Annotated in this window: 16 protein-coding genes, 1 tRNA gene and 1 pseudogene (1 of these 18 running past the window's edge); 14 read left to right on the top strand and 4 right to left on the bottom strand. The window is 68.3% G+C overall.

Annotation, left to right across the window (positions count from 1 at the left end; genetic code table 11):
- From GLA29479_RS21650 to dnaQ, 3 genes are all read left to right on the top strand, one after another.
- On the top strand, nucleotides 1-502 hold the 3' portion of the coding sequence (locus GLA29479_RS21650; protein WP_057972824.1) for a methyltransferase domain-containing protein. 8 nt of this gene lie to the left of the window's left edge; only the last 502 of its 510 coding nucleotides appear in the window; the start codon falls outside the window, past its left edge; its stop codon occupies nucleotides 500-502.
- Nucleotides 503-532: 30 nt separating this feature from the next.
- Complete coding sequence (gene rnhA / locus GLA29479_RS21645; protein ID WP_057918640.1) at nucleotides 533-1,003, top strand: ribonuclease HI; 471 nt, start codon at nucleotides 533-535, stop codon at nucleotides 1,001-1,003.
- A 112-nt stretch (nucleotides 1,004-1,115) separates the two neighbouring features.
- Nucleotides 1,116-1,853, top strand: coding sequence for a DNA polymerase III subunit epsilon (gene dnaQ / locus GLA29479_RS21640; protein ID WP_057972823.1), 738 nt, complete (start codon nucleotides 1,116-1,118; stop codon nucleotides 1,851-1,853).
- Nucleotides 1,854-2,077: 224 nt separating this feature from the next.
- Here dnaQ and GLA29479_RS21635 read toward each other — a convergent pair whose 3' ends face one another.
- Nucleotides 2,078-2,782 (bottom strand): PP2C family protein-serine/threonine phosphatase, encoded by a 705-nt coding sequence (locus GLA29479_RS21635; protein WP_031373549.1) that lies wholly within the window; start codon nucleotides 2,780-2,782, stop codon nucleotides 2,078-2,080.
- A gap of 472 nt (nucleotides 2,783-3,254) precedes the next feature.
- Nucleotides 3,255-3,345: transfer RNA gene (locus tag GLA29479_RS21630), tRNA-Ser, on the bottom strand.
- 140 nt (nucleotides 3,346-3,485) lie between these two features.
- Here GLA29479_RS21630 and GLA29479_RS21625 point away from each other — a divergent pair.
- Nucleotides 3,486-3,893, top strand: coding sequence for a DUF6165 family protein (locus GLA29479_RS21625; protein ID WP_057918638.1), 408 nt, complete (start codon nucleotides 3,486-3,488; stop codon nucleotides 3,891-3,893).
- A 22-nt stretch (nucleotides 3,894-3,915) separates the two neighbouring features.
- Nucleotides 3,916-4,569 (top strand): hypothetical protein, encoded by a 654-nt coding sequence (locus GLA29479_RS21620; protein WP_144436683.1) that lies wholly within the window; start codon nucleotides 3,916-3,918, stop codon nucleotides 4,567-4,569.
- Here GLA29479_RS21620 and GLA29479_RS21615 read toward each other — a convergent pair.
- Nucleotides 4,566-5,642: a glycosyltransferase family 9 protein gene (locus GLA29479_RS21615; RefSeq protein WP_248842775.1), complete on the bottom strand. Its 1,077-nt coding sequence runs from the start codon at nucleotides 5,640-5,642 to the stop codon at nucleotides 4,566-4,568. The two genes, GLA29479_RS21620 and GLA29479_RS21615, sit on opposite strands and share 4 nt — an antisense overlap.
- A gap of 22 nt (nucleotides 5,643-5,664) precedes the next feature.
- On the opposite strand from GLA29479_RS21615, the gene GLA29479_RS21610 reads away from it, so the two are divergent.
- From GLA29479_RS21610 to GLA29479_RS21575, 8 genes and pseudogenes are all read left to right on the top strand, one after another.
- Entirely contained in the window at nucleotides 5,665-6,414 is a 750-nt protein-coding gene (locus GLA29479_RS21610; RefSeq protein ID WP_057918636.1) for a 3-deoxy-D-manno-octulosonic acid kinase, read from the top strand.
- Between the two features lie 30 nt (nucleotides 6,415-6,444).
- Entirely contained in the window at nucleotides 6,445-7,200 is a 756-nt protein-coding gene (locus GLA29479_RS21605; RefSeq protein ID WP_057918635.1) for an MBL fold metallo-hydrolase, read from the top strand.
- A gap of 47 nt (nucleotides 7,201-7,247) precedes the next feature.
- Nucleotides 7,248-8,246: a GTP 3',8-cyclase MoaA gene (moaA, locus tag GLA29479_RS21600; RefSeq protein WP_057920133.1), complete on the top strand. Its 999-nt coding sequence runs from the start codon at nucleotides 7,248-7,250 to the stop codon at nucleotides 8,244-8,246.
- Between the two features lie 6 nt (nucleotides 8,247-8,252).
- Nucleotides 8,253-8,903, top strand: a pseudogene (locus tag GLA29479_RS21595) (phytanoyl-CoA dioxygenase family protein); the annotation flags it as partial.
- Nucleotides 8,904-8,968: 65 nt separating this feature from the next.
- Nucleotides 8,969-9,496 carry a cyclic pyranopterin monophosphate synthase MoaC gene (moaC, locus tag GLA29479_RS21590; RefSeq protein WP_057972821.1) on the top strand — a complete coding sequence of 176 codons (528 nt, stop codon included), beginning with the start codon at nucleotides 8,969-8,971 and terminating at the stop codon, nucleotides 9,494-9,496.
- A complete protein-coding gene (locus tag GLA29479_RS21585) occupies nucleotides 9,493-9,735 on the top strand; it encodes a MoaD/ThiS family protein (RefSeq protein ID WP_057972820.1) in 243 nt (80 codons plus the stop codon). The genes moaC and GLA29479_RS21585 overlap by 4 nt, the downstream gene beginning before the upstream one ends.
- Nucleotide 9,736: 1 nt before the next feature.
- The gene (locus tag GLA29479_RS21580; protein WP_057972819.1) at nucleotides 9,737-10,162 is read left to right on the top strand and encodes a molybdenum cofactor biosynthesis protein MoaE; all 426 of its coding nucleotides are present in this window, start codon (nucleotides 9,737-9,739) and stop codon (nucleotides 10,160-10,162) included.
- Between the two features lie 136 nt (nucleotides 10,163-10,298).
- A complete protein-coding gene (locus GLA29479_RS21575; protein ID WP_057972818.1) occupies nucleotides 10,299-11,309 on the top strand; it encodes a cytochrome D1 domain-containing protein in 1,011 nt (336 codons plus the stop codon).
- Nucleotides 11,310-11,349: 40 nt separating this feature from the next.
- Here GLA29479_RS21575 and GLA29479_RS21570 read toward each other — a convergent pair whose 3' ends face one another.
- Nucleotides 11,350-12,324 (bottom strand): AraC family transcriptional regulator, encoded by a 975-nt coding sequence (locus GLA29479_RS21570; protein ID WP_057972817.1) that lies wholly within the window; start codon nucleotides 12,322-12,324, stop codon nucleotides 11,350-11,352.
- Nucleotides 12,325-12,490: 166 nt separating this feature from the next.
- On the opposite strand from GLA29479_RS21570, the gene GLA29479_RS21565 reads away from it, so the two are divergent.
- Nucleotides 12,491-13,378, top strand: coding sequence for an NAD(P)H-binding protein (locus tag GLA29479_RS21565; protein ID WP_057972816.1), 888 nt, complete (start codon nucleotides 12,491-12,493; stop codon nucleotides 13,376-13,378).
- Nucleotides 13,379-13,438 lie beyond the last annotated feature (60 nt).

Here is a 13,438-nt window from a genome sequence, read left to right as displayed (position 1 = left end):
CAGCCCCAAGGGCTTCGACGGCGCCGTGCGCTGCCGCCTGCCGCTGCCGCTGGCCAGCGAGGCCTTCGGCGCGGTGTTGCTACAGCACGTGTTCGACGATGGCGCCGACCCCCAGCCGCTGCTTAGCGAGTGCGCGCGGATCCTCGCGCCCGGCGGTCGGCTCTGGTTGGCGACTCTCAACCCTTGGAGCCCGTACCGCCTGCGCTGGGCCGGCAGCGGCCTGCGCGCGCGCGATGCCGGCCATTGGCAGGCGATGTTGCGCGCCTCCGGCTTCGGTGCCGATGCGGTCAGCCTGCAATGGCTGGGTCCGCGCTGGCGGGTCGCCCATGGCGAGGCCGGGGTCGGGGCCGCCGACGTGGTGCGGGCCGGGGTCGCGTTGACCCTGACCAAGCGCGTGCATGCCGCGATCGGGCCGATGCGGGTGCAGCAACTGCGTTGGCAGACCGGCCTGGTGCCGCGCGACGTGCATCGCGGCTCCGCTCGCGGCGCGCAAAGGCGATAATGCCCGGCTGTCGTATAGAGAAGCCGTTGCGTGAGCGAATCCAGTCAAGACGCCGAAAAGACCGTAAGCATCCACACCGACGGCGCCTGCCTCGGCAATCCCGGCCCGGGCGGCTGGGCGGCGCTGCTGCGCTACAAGGGCCGCGAGCGCGAACTCGCCGGCGGCGAGCCCGACACCACCAACAACCGCATGGAGCTGATGGGCGCGATCATGGGCCTGGAAGCGCTGAGCGAGCCGTGCAAAGTGGTGCTGACCACCGACTCGCAATACGTGCGCAAGGGCATCACCGAATGGATCGGCAACTGGGTCCGGCGCGGTTGGAAGACTGCCGGCGGCGATCCGGTCAAGAACCGCGACCTGTGGGAGCGCCTGCACGCGGCGAGCCTGCGTCATTCGATCGAATGGAAGTGGGTCAAGGGCCATTCCGGCAATCCGGAGAACGAGCGCGTCGACGTGCTGGCGCGGGTGCAGGCCGAGCGGCTGCGGGCGTATCGGCCCTGAAGACAGGAGTGAGTGGACAGGAGTGAGGAGTGAGCACGTGCGAAAGCCGGCTCTGCCTCGCTTCTTTCTCACTTCTCACTCCTCCAGACTCGCTCCCCGCTAGAATCCCCCCATGCGTCAAATCATCCTAGATACCGAAACCACCGGCCTGAGCTGGGAACGCGGCAACCGCGTGGTCGAAATCGGCTGCGTCGAATTCGTCGAACGCCGTCCGACCGGTCGTACCTATCACCAGTACATCAAGCCCGATTGCGACTTCGAGGCCGGCGCCCAGGAAGTCACCGGCCTGAGCCTGGAGATCCTGGCCGACAAGCCGCCGTTCGAGCAGATCGTCGACGAGTTCCTCGCCTTCATCGAAGGCGCCGAAGTGATCATCCACAATGCCGCGTTCGACGTCGGCTTCCTCGACAACGAGCTGTCGCGTTGCGGGCCGCAATACGGCAAGTTGCGCGACCGGGTGACCATCGAAGATTCGCTGCTGCTCGCGCGCCAGCGTTTCCCCGGCCAGCGCAATTCGCTAGACGCCTTGTGCAAACGCCTCGGCGTCGACAACTCGCACCGCCAGTTGCACGGCGCCTTGCTCGACGCCCAGTTGTTGGGCGAGGTCTACATCGGCCTGACCTCGGGCCAGGAAGAGATCGGTTTCGGCGACCCCGGCGCGGCCGCGGCCAGGCTCGAACAGGCCAACTTCCAGATCGACACCAGTGCCCCGCGCCCGCGAGTGATCGTGTTGCCGGCCGAACTCGCCGCCCACGAAGCGCGCCTGGAAAAGCTGCGCAAGAAAGCCGGCAAGTGCATCTGGGACCTGGCGATGCCGCCGGTCGAGGTCGCCCAGGCGGTCGAGGCCTGAGCGAAAGCAGGGCGGCGATGCCCGTCGGGCATCGCTTCAGCGTCATGCGATCCGGAGGTCATGGCGCGACCCGTGATCGAAGCCCCGTCTGACCCGTCCAGCGCGGCGTAACCGGTCGTCATCCCCGCGAAGGCGGGGATCCAGAGACTTCGGTGCGTAAGCTTGGAATTAATTGGACGATTTTGGCTTTGCGTAAAACTGCATCGCCAGCAAGCCCTGCGCCGTCAGTGGCTGCGCACCAGCACCACGGTGACGTTGTCCGAACCGCCGCCGTCGAGCGCCGCGGCGACCAGCGAATCCACGCATTCCTGCGCGCTGCAATCGTTGTGCGCCAGCACCCGGGCGATGCTGCGGTCGTCGACCTCTTCGGTCAGGCCGTCGCTGCACAGCAGCAACTGCATGCCCGGGCGCAGTTCGCCGTTCATGGTCTCGACGTTGAGGTTGCGTGGGTCGGTCACGCCCAGGGCCTGCGTCACGACGTTGCGGTGCGGGTGGCTGCGCGCCTGTTCGTGGGTGATCGCGCCGTTAGCGATCAGCTCCTGGACGTAGCTGTGGTCCTGCGACAACTGGGCCAGATGACCGTCGCGCCACAGATAGACCCGGCTGTCGCCGACCCAGGCCACCTCGAAGCGATTGCCGTTGATCCGGGCCGCGACCACGGTCGTGCCCATCGGCAGGGCGTCGTTGCGGCGGCGCGAGGTGCGGATGATTTCTTCGTCGGCGATGCGGATCGCCTGCGCCAGCGGGGCGCCGTTGCGGACCTCGCGGACGATGGCCTCGCGCGCGAGCGCGCTGGCGACCTCGCCGTATTCGTGTCCGCCCATGCCGTCGGCGACCAGCCATAGGCCGAGTTCGCTGTCACCGTAATAGGTGTCTTCGTTGAGTTCGCGGCGCAGGCCGACATGCGTGAGGTGTCCGAATTCGATCATCTGTCGGTCGTGCCGCTCGCAGTTGTCGGGTTTGCCAATGCTGAAAACGCAATCATCGCGATCAAGCGGCCGCGTAGCAAGAAAGCGTGATCCGCGTACGGCTTTCATGCATGAGCATGGATGAAGGCCGCGTGTGGATCGGGTCGGTGGAGAGGTTGGTGGCGCAAGGCATCGACGGTGGCTCCTGCGCGAGTGGGACGAAGCAAGCTGGAGCGTGGCCCAGGTCGGCCAAACGGCTCATGAAGCACCGGCTTCACACACTGGACGAGCGAACGCGGCCGTTGTGAAAACCCTCGCCCTGAGTCGCTGACGATGGCGGCCGTGCCGATGACCGGAAATGCAAGGCGGGGCGGAGCGCAACTTTCGATTTCGAGCGGACCGATCTCGCGCCGGGCCGCGCGGGCATCGCCGCAACGGCCGGGCCACGGCCCAAAAACAAAACGGGCCCCGAAGAGCCCGTTCTGTCTGTATCTGGCGGAGAGGGGGGGATTCGAACCCCCGGTACGCTATAAACGTACGCCTGATTTCGAGTCAGGTACATTCAACCACTCTGCCACCTCTCCGGGTGCAGTGAGCCGAGAATGATACGGGCTGAAGCATCCGCCGACAAGGCTTGTCGTCATCGCCGCGTCGACGCCTCCCGGGGCCGGGGAGGCCGGGGCTACACTAGCGGCCTTCTTCCGCAACGAAACGGCTGCGCGACATGTCCGAAATCCTGGTCCCGGTGTCCTTTGGCGAATTGCTCGACAAGATCGCGATCCTGCAGATCAAGTCCGAGCGCATGAGCGACGAGGCCAAGCTGGCCAACGTCCGCAACGAGCTCAGCGCGCTCGAGCAGACCTGGATGGCCCACCCGGCCGCCGGCGGCGACGTGGTCCGCCTGCGCGCCGAGCTCAAGGCCGTCAACGAGCGCCTGTGGGTGATCGAGGACGACATCCGGATCAAGGAAAAGCGCCAGGAGTTCGACGCCGAGTTCATTCGCCTGGCGCGCTCGGTCTACATCGAGAACGACGTGCGGGCACGGGTCAAGAAAGACATCAACCTGGCCCTGGGCTCGACCTACGTCGAAGAAAAGTCTTACCAGGACTACGGCCCCGGCCTGGTCGGCTGAGCGGGCGGCCGCGGCGATGCCGGTGGCCGAACCCAAGCCGCGCGCCGCGGGCGCCTGGCTGTACGACGATCTGCTCGCCTGGCTGTGCCCGGGCGGGCTGTTGTTGACCGCCCTGGCCCTGCGCCACCCGGCCGGCCTGCACCTGCTGCGCGAGCAGGCCCCGGAACTGACCCTGCCGACCTGGTTCGCCGGCGCCTATGCGCTGGGCCTGGCCCTGAGCCCGATCGGCCGCCTGGTCTACGGCGTCGCCCAGGGCTTCGTCTGGCCGCGCTTGCGCCAGGCCTGGGCCCCGGCCATCGCCTTCCTGTCGCAGCGGTTGGCGCGCAGCGAAGGGCTGGTCCTGCCCGATGCCGCACACATGTCGACCTCGGTATTCCACGATGTCGACCGGCGCATGCGCGAGTATCTGGAAGCGGCCGATCCGTCTTCGCGCAACGCCCTCAACCGCATGAAAGTGTTGTGCAGCCTGTCGTGCAATGCCGCCGCGGCCTGCCTGGTGTTCGTCGCCGTGGAAGCGCTGACCGGCGGCTGGCGCGACTGGAGCGCCGGCCAGATCGCGGCCGCCGCGTTGGTGATCGCGCTGGCGCTGATCGCTGCGGTCTATCGCGAGCGCCGCCGCCAACGCACCCAGCTGTCGATCTGGCGACGGCTGCAGATCGAGAGCGACGCGCCTTAGCGCGCCGGGTGATCGGCGACATAGCGTTCGAACGCGGCGACGCCGTCCTCGACCGAGATCAGATCCATCACGCCTTCGTGTTCGATCTTGGTGCCCCAACCGATGTCGGCCGCGGGCTTGCCGAGATACTTGCGCGCGGCATCGTCGTAGCGGTCGGCGCAGTAGCGGCGGTCGCTGTAGGGGCCGCTGCGCGCGGGGTTGCTGGCCGCATGCAGGCCGAGCACCTTGGTGCCCATCGCGTTGGCGATGTGCATCGGGCCGGAGTCGGGGGTCATCAACAGCTGGCCGCGTTCGAGCAGTGCCGGCAGCTGCTTCAAGGTGTCCTTGCCGACCAGGTCCAGCGCCGGGTGGCGCATCGCCGCGAGGATCGCATCGGCGGTATTGCGTTCGAGTTCGCTGCGGCCGCCGCACAGCACCACCCGCCAGCCGCGCTCGGCGGCATGGTCGGCGACAGCGGCGTAGCGGTCGTTGCGCCAGTTGCGCACGGTGTGGCTCGAACACGGCGAGATCAGCAAGGTCGGCACTTTGTCCTGCGGCCATTGCGCGCGCGCCCATTCGCGTGCGTGCTCGGGTACCGGCAAATCCCAGCGCACCTCGGTCTGGCGCAGGCCGAGCGGTTCGCAGAAGCTGCCGATCGCGTCGAGCACGTGGATGCCGGGGCGGTCGGGGATGCGTTCGTTGATGAAAAGCCCATGCAGGTCCTTCGAGCGCGCGCGGTCGTAGCCGACCCGGCGCTGCGCCGGCAGGAAGGCCGACAGCAGATTGGCGCGCGCGGCGACCTGCATCTGCAGCAGCACGTCGAAGCGGCCGCCGGGCAGGGGGCGTCCGCGCAGGCTGCGGCGCAGGGCGCGCATGCCGGCGAAGCCGCTTTTCTTGTCGTACTCGAGGAATTCGACGCCTTCCAGGCCGTCGAGCAGGCGCCGCTCGCCCTTGCCGATGATCCAGGCGATCGAGGCCTGCGGCCGCGCCGCGCGCAAAGTGCGCACCAGCGGCACGACGTGGGTCACATCGCCGAGCGCGGACAGGCGCAGCAGGCAGATCGAAGGATGGGAGCTGAGAGGCGATGTGGTCACGTGACTTGTTAGACTCGGTCGGATGACGGGTTATGACGCCGCCGAGGGACTGACGCCGTACCGCGACGATAGCGGTTACGGTGCGATTCTGTTCGACCGCGCGCAGGTCCAGCAAGCCGCGCCGGAATGGTTCTCGCCGGCGCACTGGGGCGGCAACGCGCGTCCGGTCGACAGCGGCGGCCGCGGCGGCGCCTGGTTCGTCGACGCGCCGTTCGGCCGGGTGGTGCTGCGCCGCTACCTGCGCGGCGGCCTGATCGCACGCTTCAACCGCGACCGCTATTGGTGGAGCGGCGCCAACCAGACCCGCAGCTTCGCCGAGTTCCGCCTGCTGCGCGAGCTGGCCGGCAAGGGTCTGCCGGTGCCGAAGCCGGTCGCCGCCTGGTATCGCCGCGACGGTTGGTATTACTACGCCGCGATCCTGCTTCAGCGCCTCGGCGACGTGCGCTCGCTGGCCGATCGCGCCGCCGTGGCCGGCGACGGCGCGCCCTGGGAAGAGGCCGGGCGATTGATCGCGCGCTGTCACCGGGTCGGCCTCGATCACGCCGACCTCAACGCCACCAATCTGCTGTTCGACAGCGGCGGGCGCGGCTGGGTGATCGACCTGGACCGCGGCCAGATCCGGATTCCGGCGACCCCCTGGCGCGAGCGCAACCTGGCCCGGCTGAAGCGTTCACTGTTGAAATTGCGCGGCGACCGCGGCGAGGCCGAGGTCGAACGCGATTTCGCCCGACTGCGCACGGCCTATGACCGCGCCTGGGAACGTGGTTACTAAAGACGTGGTCAGCGAATCGAGGGGGCGGGCATGACTTGGCGGTTGCGTTTGCATGGCGTCGGCAATGCGTCGGCGGTGGAGCTGGGGTCGGCGATGGCTACGCTGGAGCGCGACGGCGAGCCCTGGCTCACCATCGATTGCGGCGGCGAGGGCCTGACCGCGTTCCTGGCCCATTACGGCCGGATGCCCGAGGCCCTGTTCGTCACCCATACCCACCTGGACCATATCGCCGGGTTCGAGCGCCTGTTCGTGGCCCACTATTTCGACCCGCAGCGGCGCGGCAAGGTGCGGCTGTACGTGCCGGCGACGGTGGTGCCGCTGCTGCACCAGCGGGTGGCCGACTACCCGAACGTGCTGGCCGAGGGCGGGGTGAATTTCTGGGACGCCTTCCAGCTGGTGCCGGTCAGCGGCCATTTCTGGCACGGCGGCCTGCGCCTGGAGGTGTTCGCGACCCGCCACCACTGGCCCGACAGCGCCTTCGGCCTGCGCCTGCGCGGCAGCGCCATCTGGACCGGCGACACCCGCCCGATCCCCGAGGTACTGGCCAAATACGCCGATGCCGGCGAACTGATCGCCCACGATTGCGCCCTGTACGGCAATCCATCGCACAGCGGCATCGAGGATCTGGAGCGCGAATACTCGCGCGAACTGCTGAATCGCTGCCTGCTTTACCACTACGGCAGCCGCGAAGAGGGCGACGTACTGGCGGCGCGGGGGTATCGTGTCGGTAGGCCGGGCGAGGCGATCGAGCTGGCCGAACCCACCGTTACGCAACTGCCGTCCTAGTGAATGCCGCCTTCGTGAGTGCCGCCCCCGGTCTGCCGCCGCTGCCGATGCCGTTGGATCTCCACGGCCGGCCGCTGCGCGACCTGCGCCTGTCGGTGATCGAGGCCTGCAACTTCCGCTGCCCCTATTGCATGCCGGCCGAGCGCGTGCCGGACGACTACGGCCTGGATGCGGCCTCGCGCCTGAGCTTCGACGAGATCGAAACCCTGGTGCGCGGTTTCGTCCGCGTCGGCGTCAGCAAACTGCGCCTGACCGGCGGCGAGCCCCTGCTGCGCAAGCGCCTGCCCGAACTGGTCGCGCGCCTGGCGCGCATCGAAGGCATCGAAGACCTGGCGCTGACCACCAACGGCTCGCTGCTCGCGCGCCATGCGCAGGCGCTGCGCGAGGCCGGCCTGCGCCGCCTGACGGTGAGCCTGGACGCGCTCGACCCCGAGCGCTTCCGGCGTCTGTCCGGCGGCCGCGGCGAAGTCGCCGACGTGCTCGAAGGCATCGCCGCGGCACGCGCGGCGGGCTTCGGTTCGCTGAAGATCAACTGCGTGGTCCAGCGCGGCGTCAATGAAGACCAGGTGTTGCCCTTGGTCGAACATTTCCGGGGCAGCGGCCACGTGCTGCGTTTCATCGAATACATGGACGTGGGCAACTGCAACGACTGGAGCGCCGAGGGCGTAGTGAGTTCGCAGACCCTGCGCGACCGCATCCACGCGCGCTGGCCGCTGCGCGCGCTCGACGCCAACTACCGCGGCGAAGTCGCTTCGCGCTACGGCTTCGCCGACGGCCAGGGCGAGATCGGCTTCGTGTCCTCGATCAGCGCGCCGTTCTGCGGCGATTGCCATCGCTCGCGGGTGTCCGCCGATGGCCGGCTGTATACCTGCCTGTTCGCCGCCGAAGGCACCGACCTGCGGCCGTCGCTGGCGCTGGGCGAAGCCGCCTTCGCCGAACGCCTGGCCGGGCTGTGGTCGCGCCGCGGCGACCGCTACAGCGAATTGCGCGCCCTCGACGCCCCGCGCTCCAAGCGCCACGTCGAGATGTTTTTGATCGGCGGCTGAGTTGTGATGCCGTCGTTAGCAGGCAGTGCGATCCAGCCGTTCCCCGTTGCGGCTTCCGATTCCGTGCTGTCCGGATCGCTCGAGGCGCAAGGCTTTCTTCGTCTGCCCGGTGTGCTCGCTGCGGTGGACGTCGCTGCCATGGTGGCTCATCTGGACGCCTGCGATGGCGACGATGCGGGCACCCGCAATCTGCTTCGACGCGCATGGTGCCGGGCGCTAGTGGCGCCGCTGCGCCTGCGGCTTCGCGACCTGGGCGCGTTGGCCGAGGATGCGGTCGCCGTGCAATGCACCTTATTCCGCAAAAGCCAATCGCGTAACTGGAAAGTCGCCCTGCATCAGGACTTGTCGATCCCGGTCGCCGAGAAAGTCGCGAACGAGGCGCTCTCGGGCTGGTCGCATAAGGAGGGCTCGCATTTCGTCCAACCGCCGACGGCGCTCCTGGAGCGGCTGACCGTGGTGCGCATCCACCTGGATCCGTGTACCGATTCCGATGGGCCGTTGCGCGTGGTGCCGGGTTCGCACAGGGTCGGAAAGCTCAGCCCGCAAAGGGCCGGCGCTCTGCGCGAGGACCGCGGCGAGACACAATGCACCGCGCAGCCCGGCGATCTGCTTATCATGCGACCGTTGCTGTTGCATGCTTCTTCCAAGGCCAGCCGGCCACAGGGGCGGCGGCGCGTCCTGCATTTCCTGTTCGGCCCATCCGATCCCGGGCACGGACTGCGATGGAGTCTGGCGATTTGAAATCCAAACCTTCCCTTACCCATGTCGACCGCGACGGCCGCCCGGCCATGGTCGACGTGTCGGACAAGTCGGTGACCGCCCGCGAGGCGGTCGCGCAATGCCGCGTGCGTTTTCCCGCGGCGGTCGCGCTGCAACTGCGTGCGAGCGGGCTCAAGAGCAAGAAGGGCGCGGTCATCGACACCGCCATCATCGCCGGCACGATGGCGGTCAAGCGCACCCATGAGTTGATCCCGTTCTGCCATCCGCTGCCGATCGACGGCTGCCGTTTCGGCATCGATTGGGATGGCGACAACAGCCTGATGATCGAGTGCGAGGTCAAGACCACCCACCGCACCGGCGTCGAGATGGAAGCGCTGACCGGCGCGACCGTTGCGGCCCTGACCGTCTACGACATGTGCAAGGCCTTGTCGCACGGCATCGTGCTCGGGCCGGCCAAGTTGACCGGCAAGCGCGGCGGCAAGCGCGACTTCGCCGCGAAGGCGAAGCGCAGGGCCGGAGACGAGCGATGAGCCGGCTGACCGTGCTGTATTTCGCCAGCCTGCGCGATGCCGCCGGCGTCGCCAGCGAATCGGTCGAGGCCGACGCGGCCGATCTGCGCGCGCTGTACGACTCGCTGCGTCAGCGCCATGGCTTCGTCCTGCCGGTCGAGCGTTTGCGCGTCGCCGTCGACGGCGCCTTCGCGCGCTGGGACGAGGCGCCACGCGCCGGCAGCGAAGTCGCCTTCATCCCACCGGTCTCGGGAGGCTGAAATGACGCGTTTCGCCTTGTCCGAGCGCCCCTTCGAAATCGCGCCCTTGCGCGCGCAGCTGCTCAGCGATCGCGCCGGTGCCTTCGCCAGCTTCGAAGGTTGGGTGCGCGACCACCACGGCGGCCGCGCTGTTGCCGGCCTGCGTTACGAAAGCTATGCCGCACTCGCCCTGGCCGAAGGCGAGCGCGTGCTGGAAGAAGCCATCGAGCGCTTCGCCATCGTCGATGCGCGTTGCGTGCATCGCGTCGGCGACCTGGCGATCGGCGAACTCGCGGTCTGGGTCGGGGTCAGCGCCGCCCATCGCGAAGCCGCCTTCGCCGCCTGCCGTTACATCATCGACGAGACCAAGTCGCGGGTGCCGATCTGGAAGCACGAGCGCTATGCGGATGGGGATGCGGATTGGCTACATCCAACCGGTCCCGCGTAAGGCCGGGCCGGCGATCCGCATCGAGGCGGTGATCCTTGCGCTGGTTTTGGCTTCCTTCCGATCCGCTGCAGCCACACGGGTCCCGCCATCGTTTTGAGCTAGCTTCAATCTCCTGCAGCGAATCACCGGAGCCGTCATGTCCCGTGTCGTATGCCTGATCCTCCTGCTCGCCGCCGCCATGCCGGCGTTTTCGGGCGAGTTGTTGGTCGGCAACAAATCCGCCGATACCGTCTGGCGGCTGTCGCTCGACGATGGCCGCAAGCTCGGCGAATTCGCCACCGGCCAGGCGCCGCACGAAATCGCGGTCAGCCACGACGGCGCCACCGCGCTGGTGGCGAACTACGGCAGCCGGGAAACGCCGGGCAATACGCTGAGCGTATTGGATCTGCGAAGCGGCAAGCCGCCGCGCATCATCGATCTCGGCCGCCACGGCCGCCCGCATGGCTTGCGCTTCCTGCCGGGCGATCGCGAAGCGCTGGCGACCACCGAGGCCTCGGGTCATCTGCTGCGCATCGATCTGGCCGGCGGTAAGGTCGTCGCCGAGATCGAGATGGGCGAGGGGCGCGGCCACATGGTCGCGGTGTCGGCCGACGGCAAGACCGCCTACGTCAGCAAGATCGACCGAGGCACTGTCAGTCGCGTCGATCTGAACAGCAATGCCAAGAGCGCGGAAGTCGAGGCGGGCAAGGGCGCCGAAGGCATCGCGGTACGGCCCGGCAGCGACGAAGTCTGGGTCGGCAATCGCGAAGCCGGTACCGTCACCGTGCACGATGCGCGCACGCTCGCGTTGCGCAAGACCTTGCCGAGCCCGGGCTTCCCGATTCGTGTCGCGTTTACGGCCGATGGCCGCCACGCCCTGGTCAGCAACGCACGCGCGGCGACCTTGTCGGTGTTCGATGCGCGGCGCAAGAAAGCGCTGGCGCCGATCGCGCTGTCGCGCGAAGGCAGCGAGTACCGCGACACCTTGCTCGGTCGCGCCGCCTTGCCGATCGGCGTGGTGGCCGACCCGAAGCGTCCGCGGGTCTATGTCGCGATCAGCGGCGGCGACGAGGTCGCGGTGATCGACCGCAAGACCTGGAAACCGATCGCCTACTGGAAGACCGGGCGCGAGCCCGATGCGCTGGCCTTGTCGCTGCTCGGGGATTGAATGGCGTCGGACGGCATCGTCCGTGCGTCCGCAACGCCTTTTATTTCGGCGCGGCCTCGATGCCGTGTCGCGCCGCGCTCGGCGCGATCCCCATGACCCGCTTGAAGGCACGGCTGAAGGCCGCTTCCGACTGATAGCCCAGTTGCTCGGCCATGTCGGTGATGGCGCGGTCGCCCTCGCGCAACCAGGTCAGGGCGACTTGCATGCGCCACCGCGCCAGGTAATGCATGGCCGGCTCGCCGACCAGCTCGTTGAAGCGCGCGGCGAAGGCCGAGCGCGACATCGCCGCGATCTGCGCCATCGACGCCAGGGTCCAGGCGCGCGCCGGTTCGCGATGGATCTGGGCGATCGCGCGGCCGATCTGGCGGTCCTGCAGGGCGCCGAGCCAACCGCTCTGCGCCGCGGGGTCGCGTTCGATCCAAGTGCGGATGACCTGGATCACCAGCACGTCGGCGAGGCGGGTGATCACGGTTTCGCCGCCTGGGCGCAGGTCGCGCGCCTCCGCGGCGACGAATTGCAGGGTGCTGCGGATCCATTCGGTATGCACCCCGTTCGGTTGCGCCTGCGCATTGCGGATGTGGATCAGCGCCGGTAGCAACGAAATCAGGCGGTGCGCAGCGGGATGGTCGAAACGCACCGCGCTGCAGACCAGGCCGGTGGCCGCGCCGCCGCCGCCCTGGCGGATGACTTCGTAGCGCTCGGCCGAATAATCGCGGGGCAAGTCGAACAAAGGCGTCGCCAGGGTGCCGGGCCGGCTGACCAGGGTGTGGCCGAGCCCGTGCGGAACCATCAGCAGGTCGAAGGGTTGCAGCAACAGCGGTTCGTGGCCTTCGATCTGCAGCCAGCATTCGCCTTCGGTGACCACGTGCAGCATCAGGCTGTGCGGCATCGCCGGCAGCGCCAGACCCCATGGCGCGGTGAACTCCGAGCGGCAGTAGAACGCGCCGCTCATGCGCAGCGAATGCAGGGCTTCGCCGAGTGGATCGACCGGAGACCAAGCGTCGGGAGCGTTCATGAGGCGCAGTGTGCGCCGCTCTGGCGCGGGCGGTCCAGACGCCCGCACCGCATCCGTGGACGCGCGATCAAGAAACCCAGACGCGCCGGCATGGGCCTGGAGCGGCGAGCGGCGGAAAGTAAGCCCAAGCGCAGCGCATCGCCGCGCATCCATCGGGAGCATCGTCATGTACGTCGTCATGGGCGCCACCGGCCGCACCGGCCATCGCATCGTTGAACAACTGCTGCAGGCCGGCGCGCCGGTGCGCGCACTGGGCCGTTCGCGCGAGCGCCTGGCGCCGCTCGCTGCGGCCGGCGCCGAAATCCGCGCCGGCGACCAGGCCGATGCCGGCTTCCTCGCCGATGCCTTCAAGGGCGCGGACGCGGCGTATACCTTGTTGCCTTACGAACTCGGCGCGCGGGGCTACGATGCCGCGCAGGACCGCCAGGGCGAAGCGATCGCGAGCGCGTTGCGGCGCAGCGGCCTGCGCCATTGCATCGCCTTGAGCAGCCTCGGCGCCGACTTGGCCGTGGGCACCGGCCCGATCATGAGCATGCGGCGGCAAGAGCAGCGCCTGCGCGATATCGAAGGCGTGAATCTGCTGGTCCTGCGCGCCGGTGCGTTCATGGAGAATTTCTACGGCTCGCTCGAAGTCGTCCGTGCGCTCGGTTTCAACGGCGATGCCTTCGCCGCCGATTTCGCCATGCCGATGATCGCTGCGCGCGACATCGGCGATGCTGCCGCGCAGGCCTTATTGGCGCGCGACTGGAACGGGCAGGTGGTGCGCGAGCTGCTGGGTCAGCGCGACCTCGGTTATGCCGAAGCCACGCGCATCCTCGGCCAACGCATCGGCCTGCCGGACTTGGCCTATGTGCGGCTGGAAGGGCGGGAGGCATTGGATGCGCTGATACAGGGCGGCTTCGCCCCGGATCTGGCGGCGCTGTACGTCGAACTCGCGCATACGATCAGCGCCGGCAAGGTGCGGTCGCTGGAAGGGCGCAATCCCGGCAACACCACGCCGACTTCGTTCGAGGTTTTCACCGAGGAACTGGCCGAGGCCTATCGGGCGATGTGAGCGGGCAGGGCAGAGGCGCGACGGACCGCCGCTGCGAAACCACGGCCGGAAAGCCAGGGC

It is taken from the genome of Lysobacter antibioticus (assembly GCF_001442535.1).
Taxonomy (GTDB): domain Bacteria; phylum Pseudomonadota; class Gammaproteobacteria; order Xanthomonadales; family Xanthomonadaceae; genus Lysobacter; species Lysobacter antibioticus.
This window is presented reverse-complemented; position numbering and strand designations above follow the sequence as displayed.

Bases quoted from the DNA above. Each gene is read 5' to 3' on its own strand.
- moaA (WP_057920133.1), top strand. From the start codon at position 7,248: ATGCCGTTGGATCTCCACGGCCGGCCGCTGCGCGACCTGCGCCTGTCG.
- moaC (WP_057972821.1), top strand. From the start codon at position 8,969: ATGGAGTCTGGCGATTTGAAATCCAAACCTTCCCTTACCCATGTCGAC.
- dnaQ (WP_057972823.1), top strand. From the start codon at position 1,116: ATGCGTCAAATCATCCTAGATACCGAAACCACCGGCCTGAGCTGGGAA.
- GLA29479_RS21610 (WP_057918636.1), top strand. From the start codon at position 5,665: ATGACGGGTTATGACGCCGCCGAGGGACTGACGCCGTACCGCGACGAT.
- GLA29479_RS21575 (WP_057972818.1), top strand. From the start codon at position 10,299: ATGTCCCGTGTCGTATGCCTGATCCTCCTGCTCGCCGCCGCCATGCCG.
- GLA29479_RS21605 (WP_057918635.1), top strand. From the start codon at position 6,445: ATGACTTGGCGGTTGCGTTTGCATGGCGTCGGCAATGCGTCGGCGGTG.
- GLA29479_RS21570 (WP_057972817.1), bottom strand. From the start codon at position 12,324: ATGAACGCTCCCGACGCTTGGTCTCCGGTCGATCCACTCGGCGAAGCC.
- GLA29479_RS21580 (WP_057972819.1), top strand. From the start codon at position 9,737: ATGACGCGTTTCGCCTTGTCCGAGCGCCCCTTCGAAATCGCGCCCTTG.
- GLA29479_RS21635 (WP_031373549.1), bottom strand. From the start codon at position 2,782: ATGATCGAATTCGGACACCTCACGCATGTCGGCCTGCGCCGCGAACTC.
- GLA29479_RS21565 (WP_057972816.1), top strand. From the start codon at position 12,491: ATGTACGTCGTCATGGGCGCCACCGGCCGCACCGGCCATCGCATCGTT.
- GLA29479_RS21625 (WP_057918638.1), top strand. From the start codon at position 3,486: ATGTCCGAAATCCTGGTCCCGGTGTCCTTTGGCGAATTGCTCGACAAG.
- GLA29479_RS21585 (WP_057972820.1), top strand. From the start codon at position 9,493: ATGAGCCGGCTGACCGTGCTGTATTTCGCCAGCCTGCGCGATGCCGCC.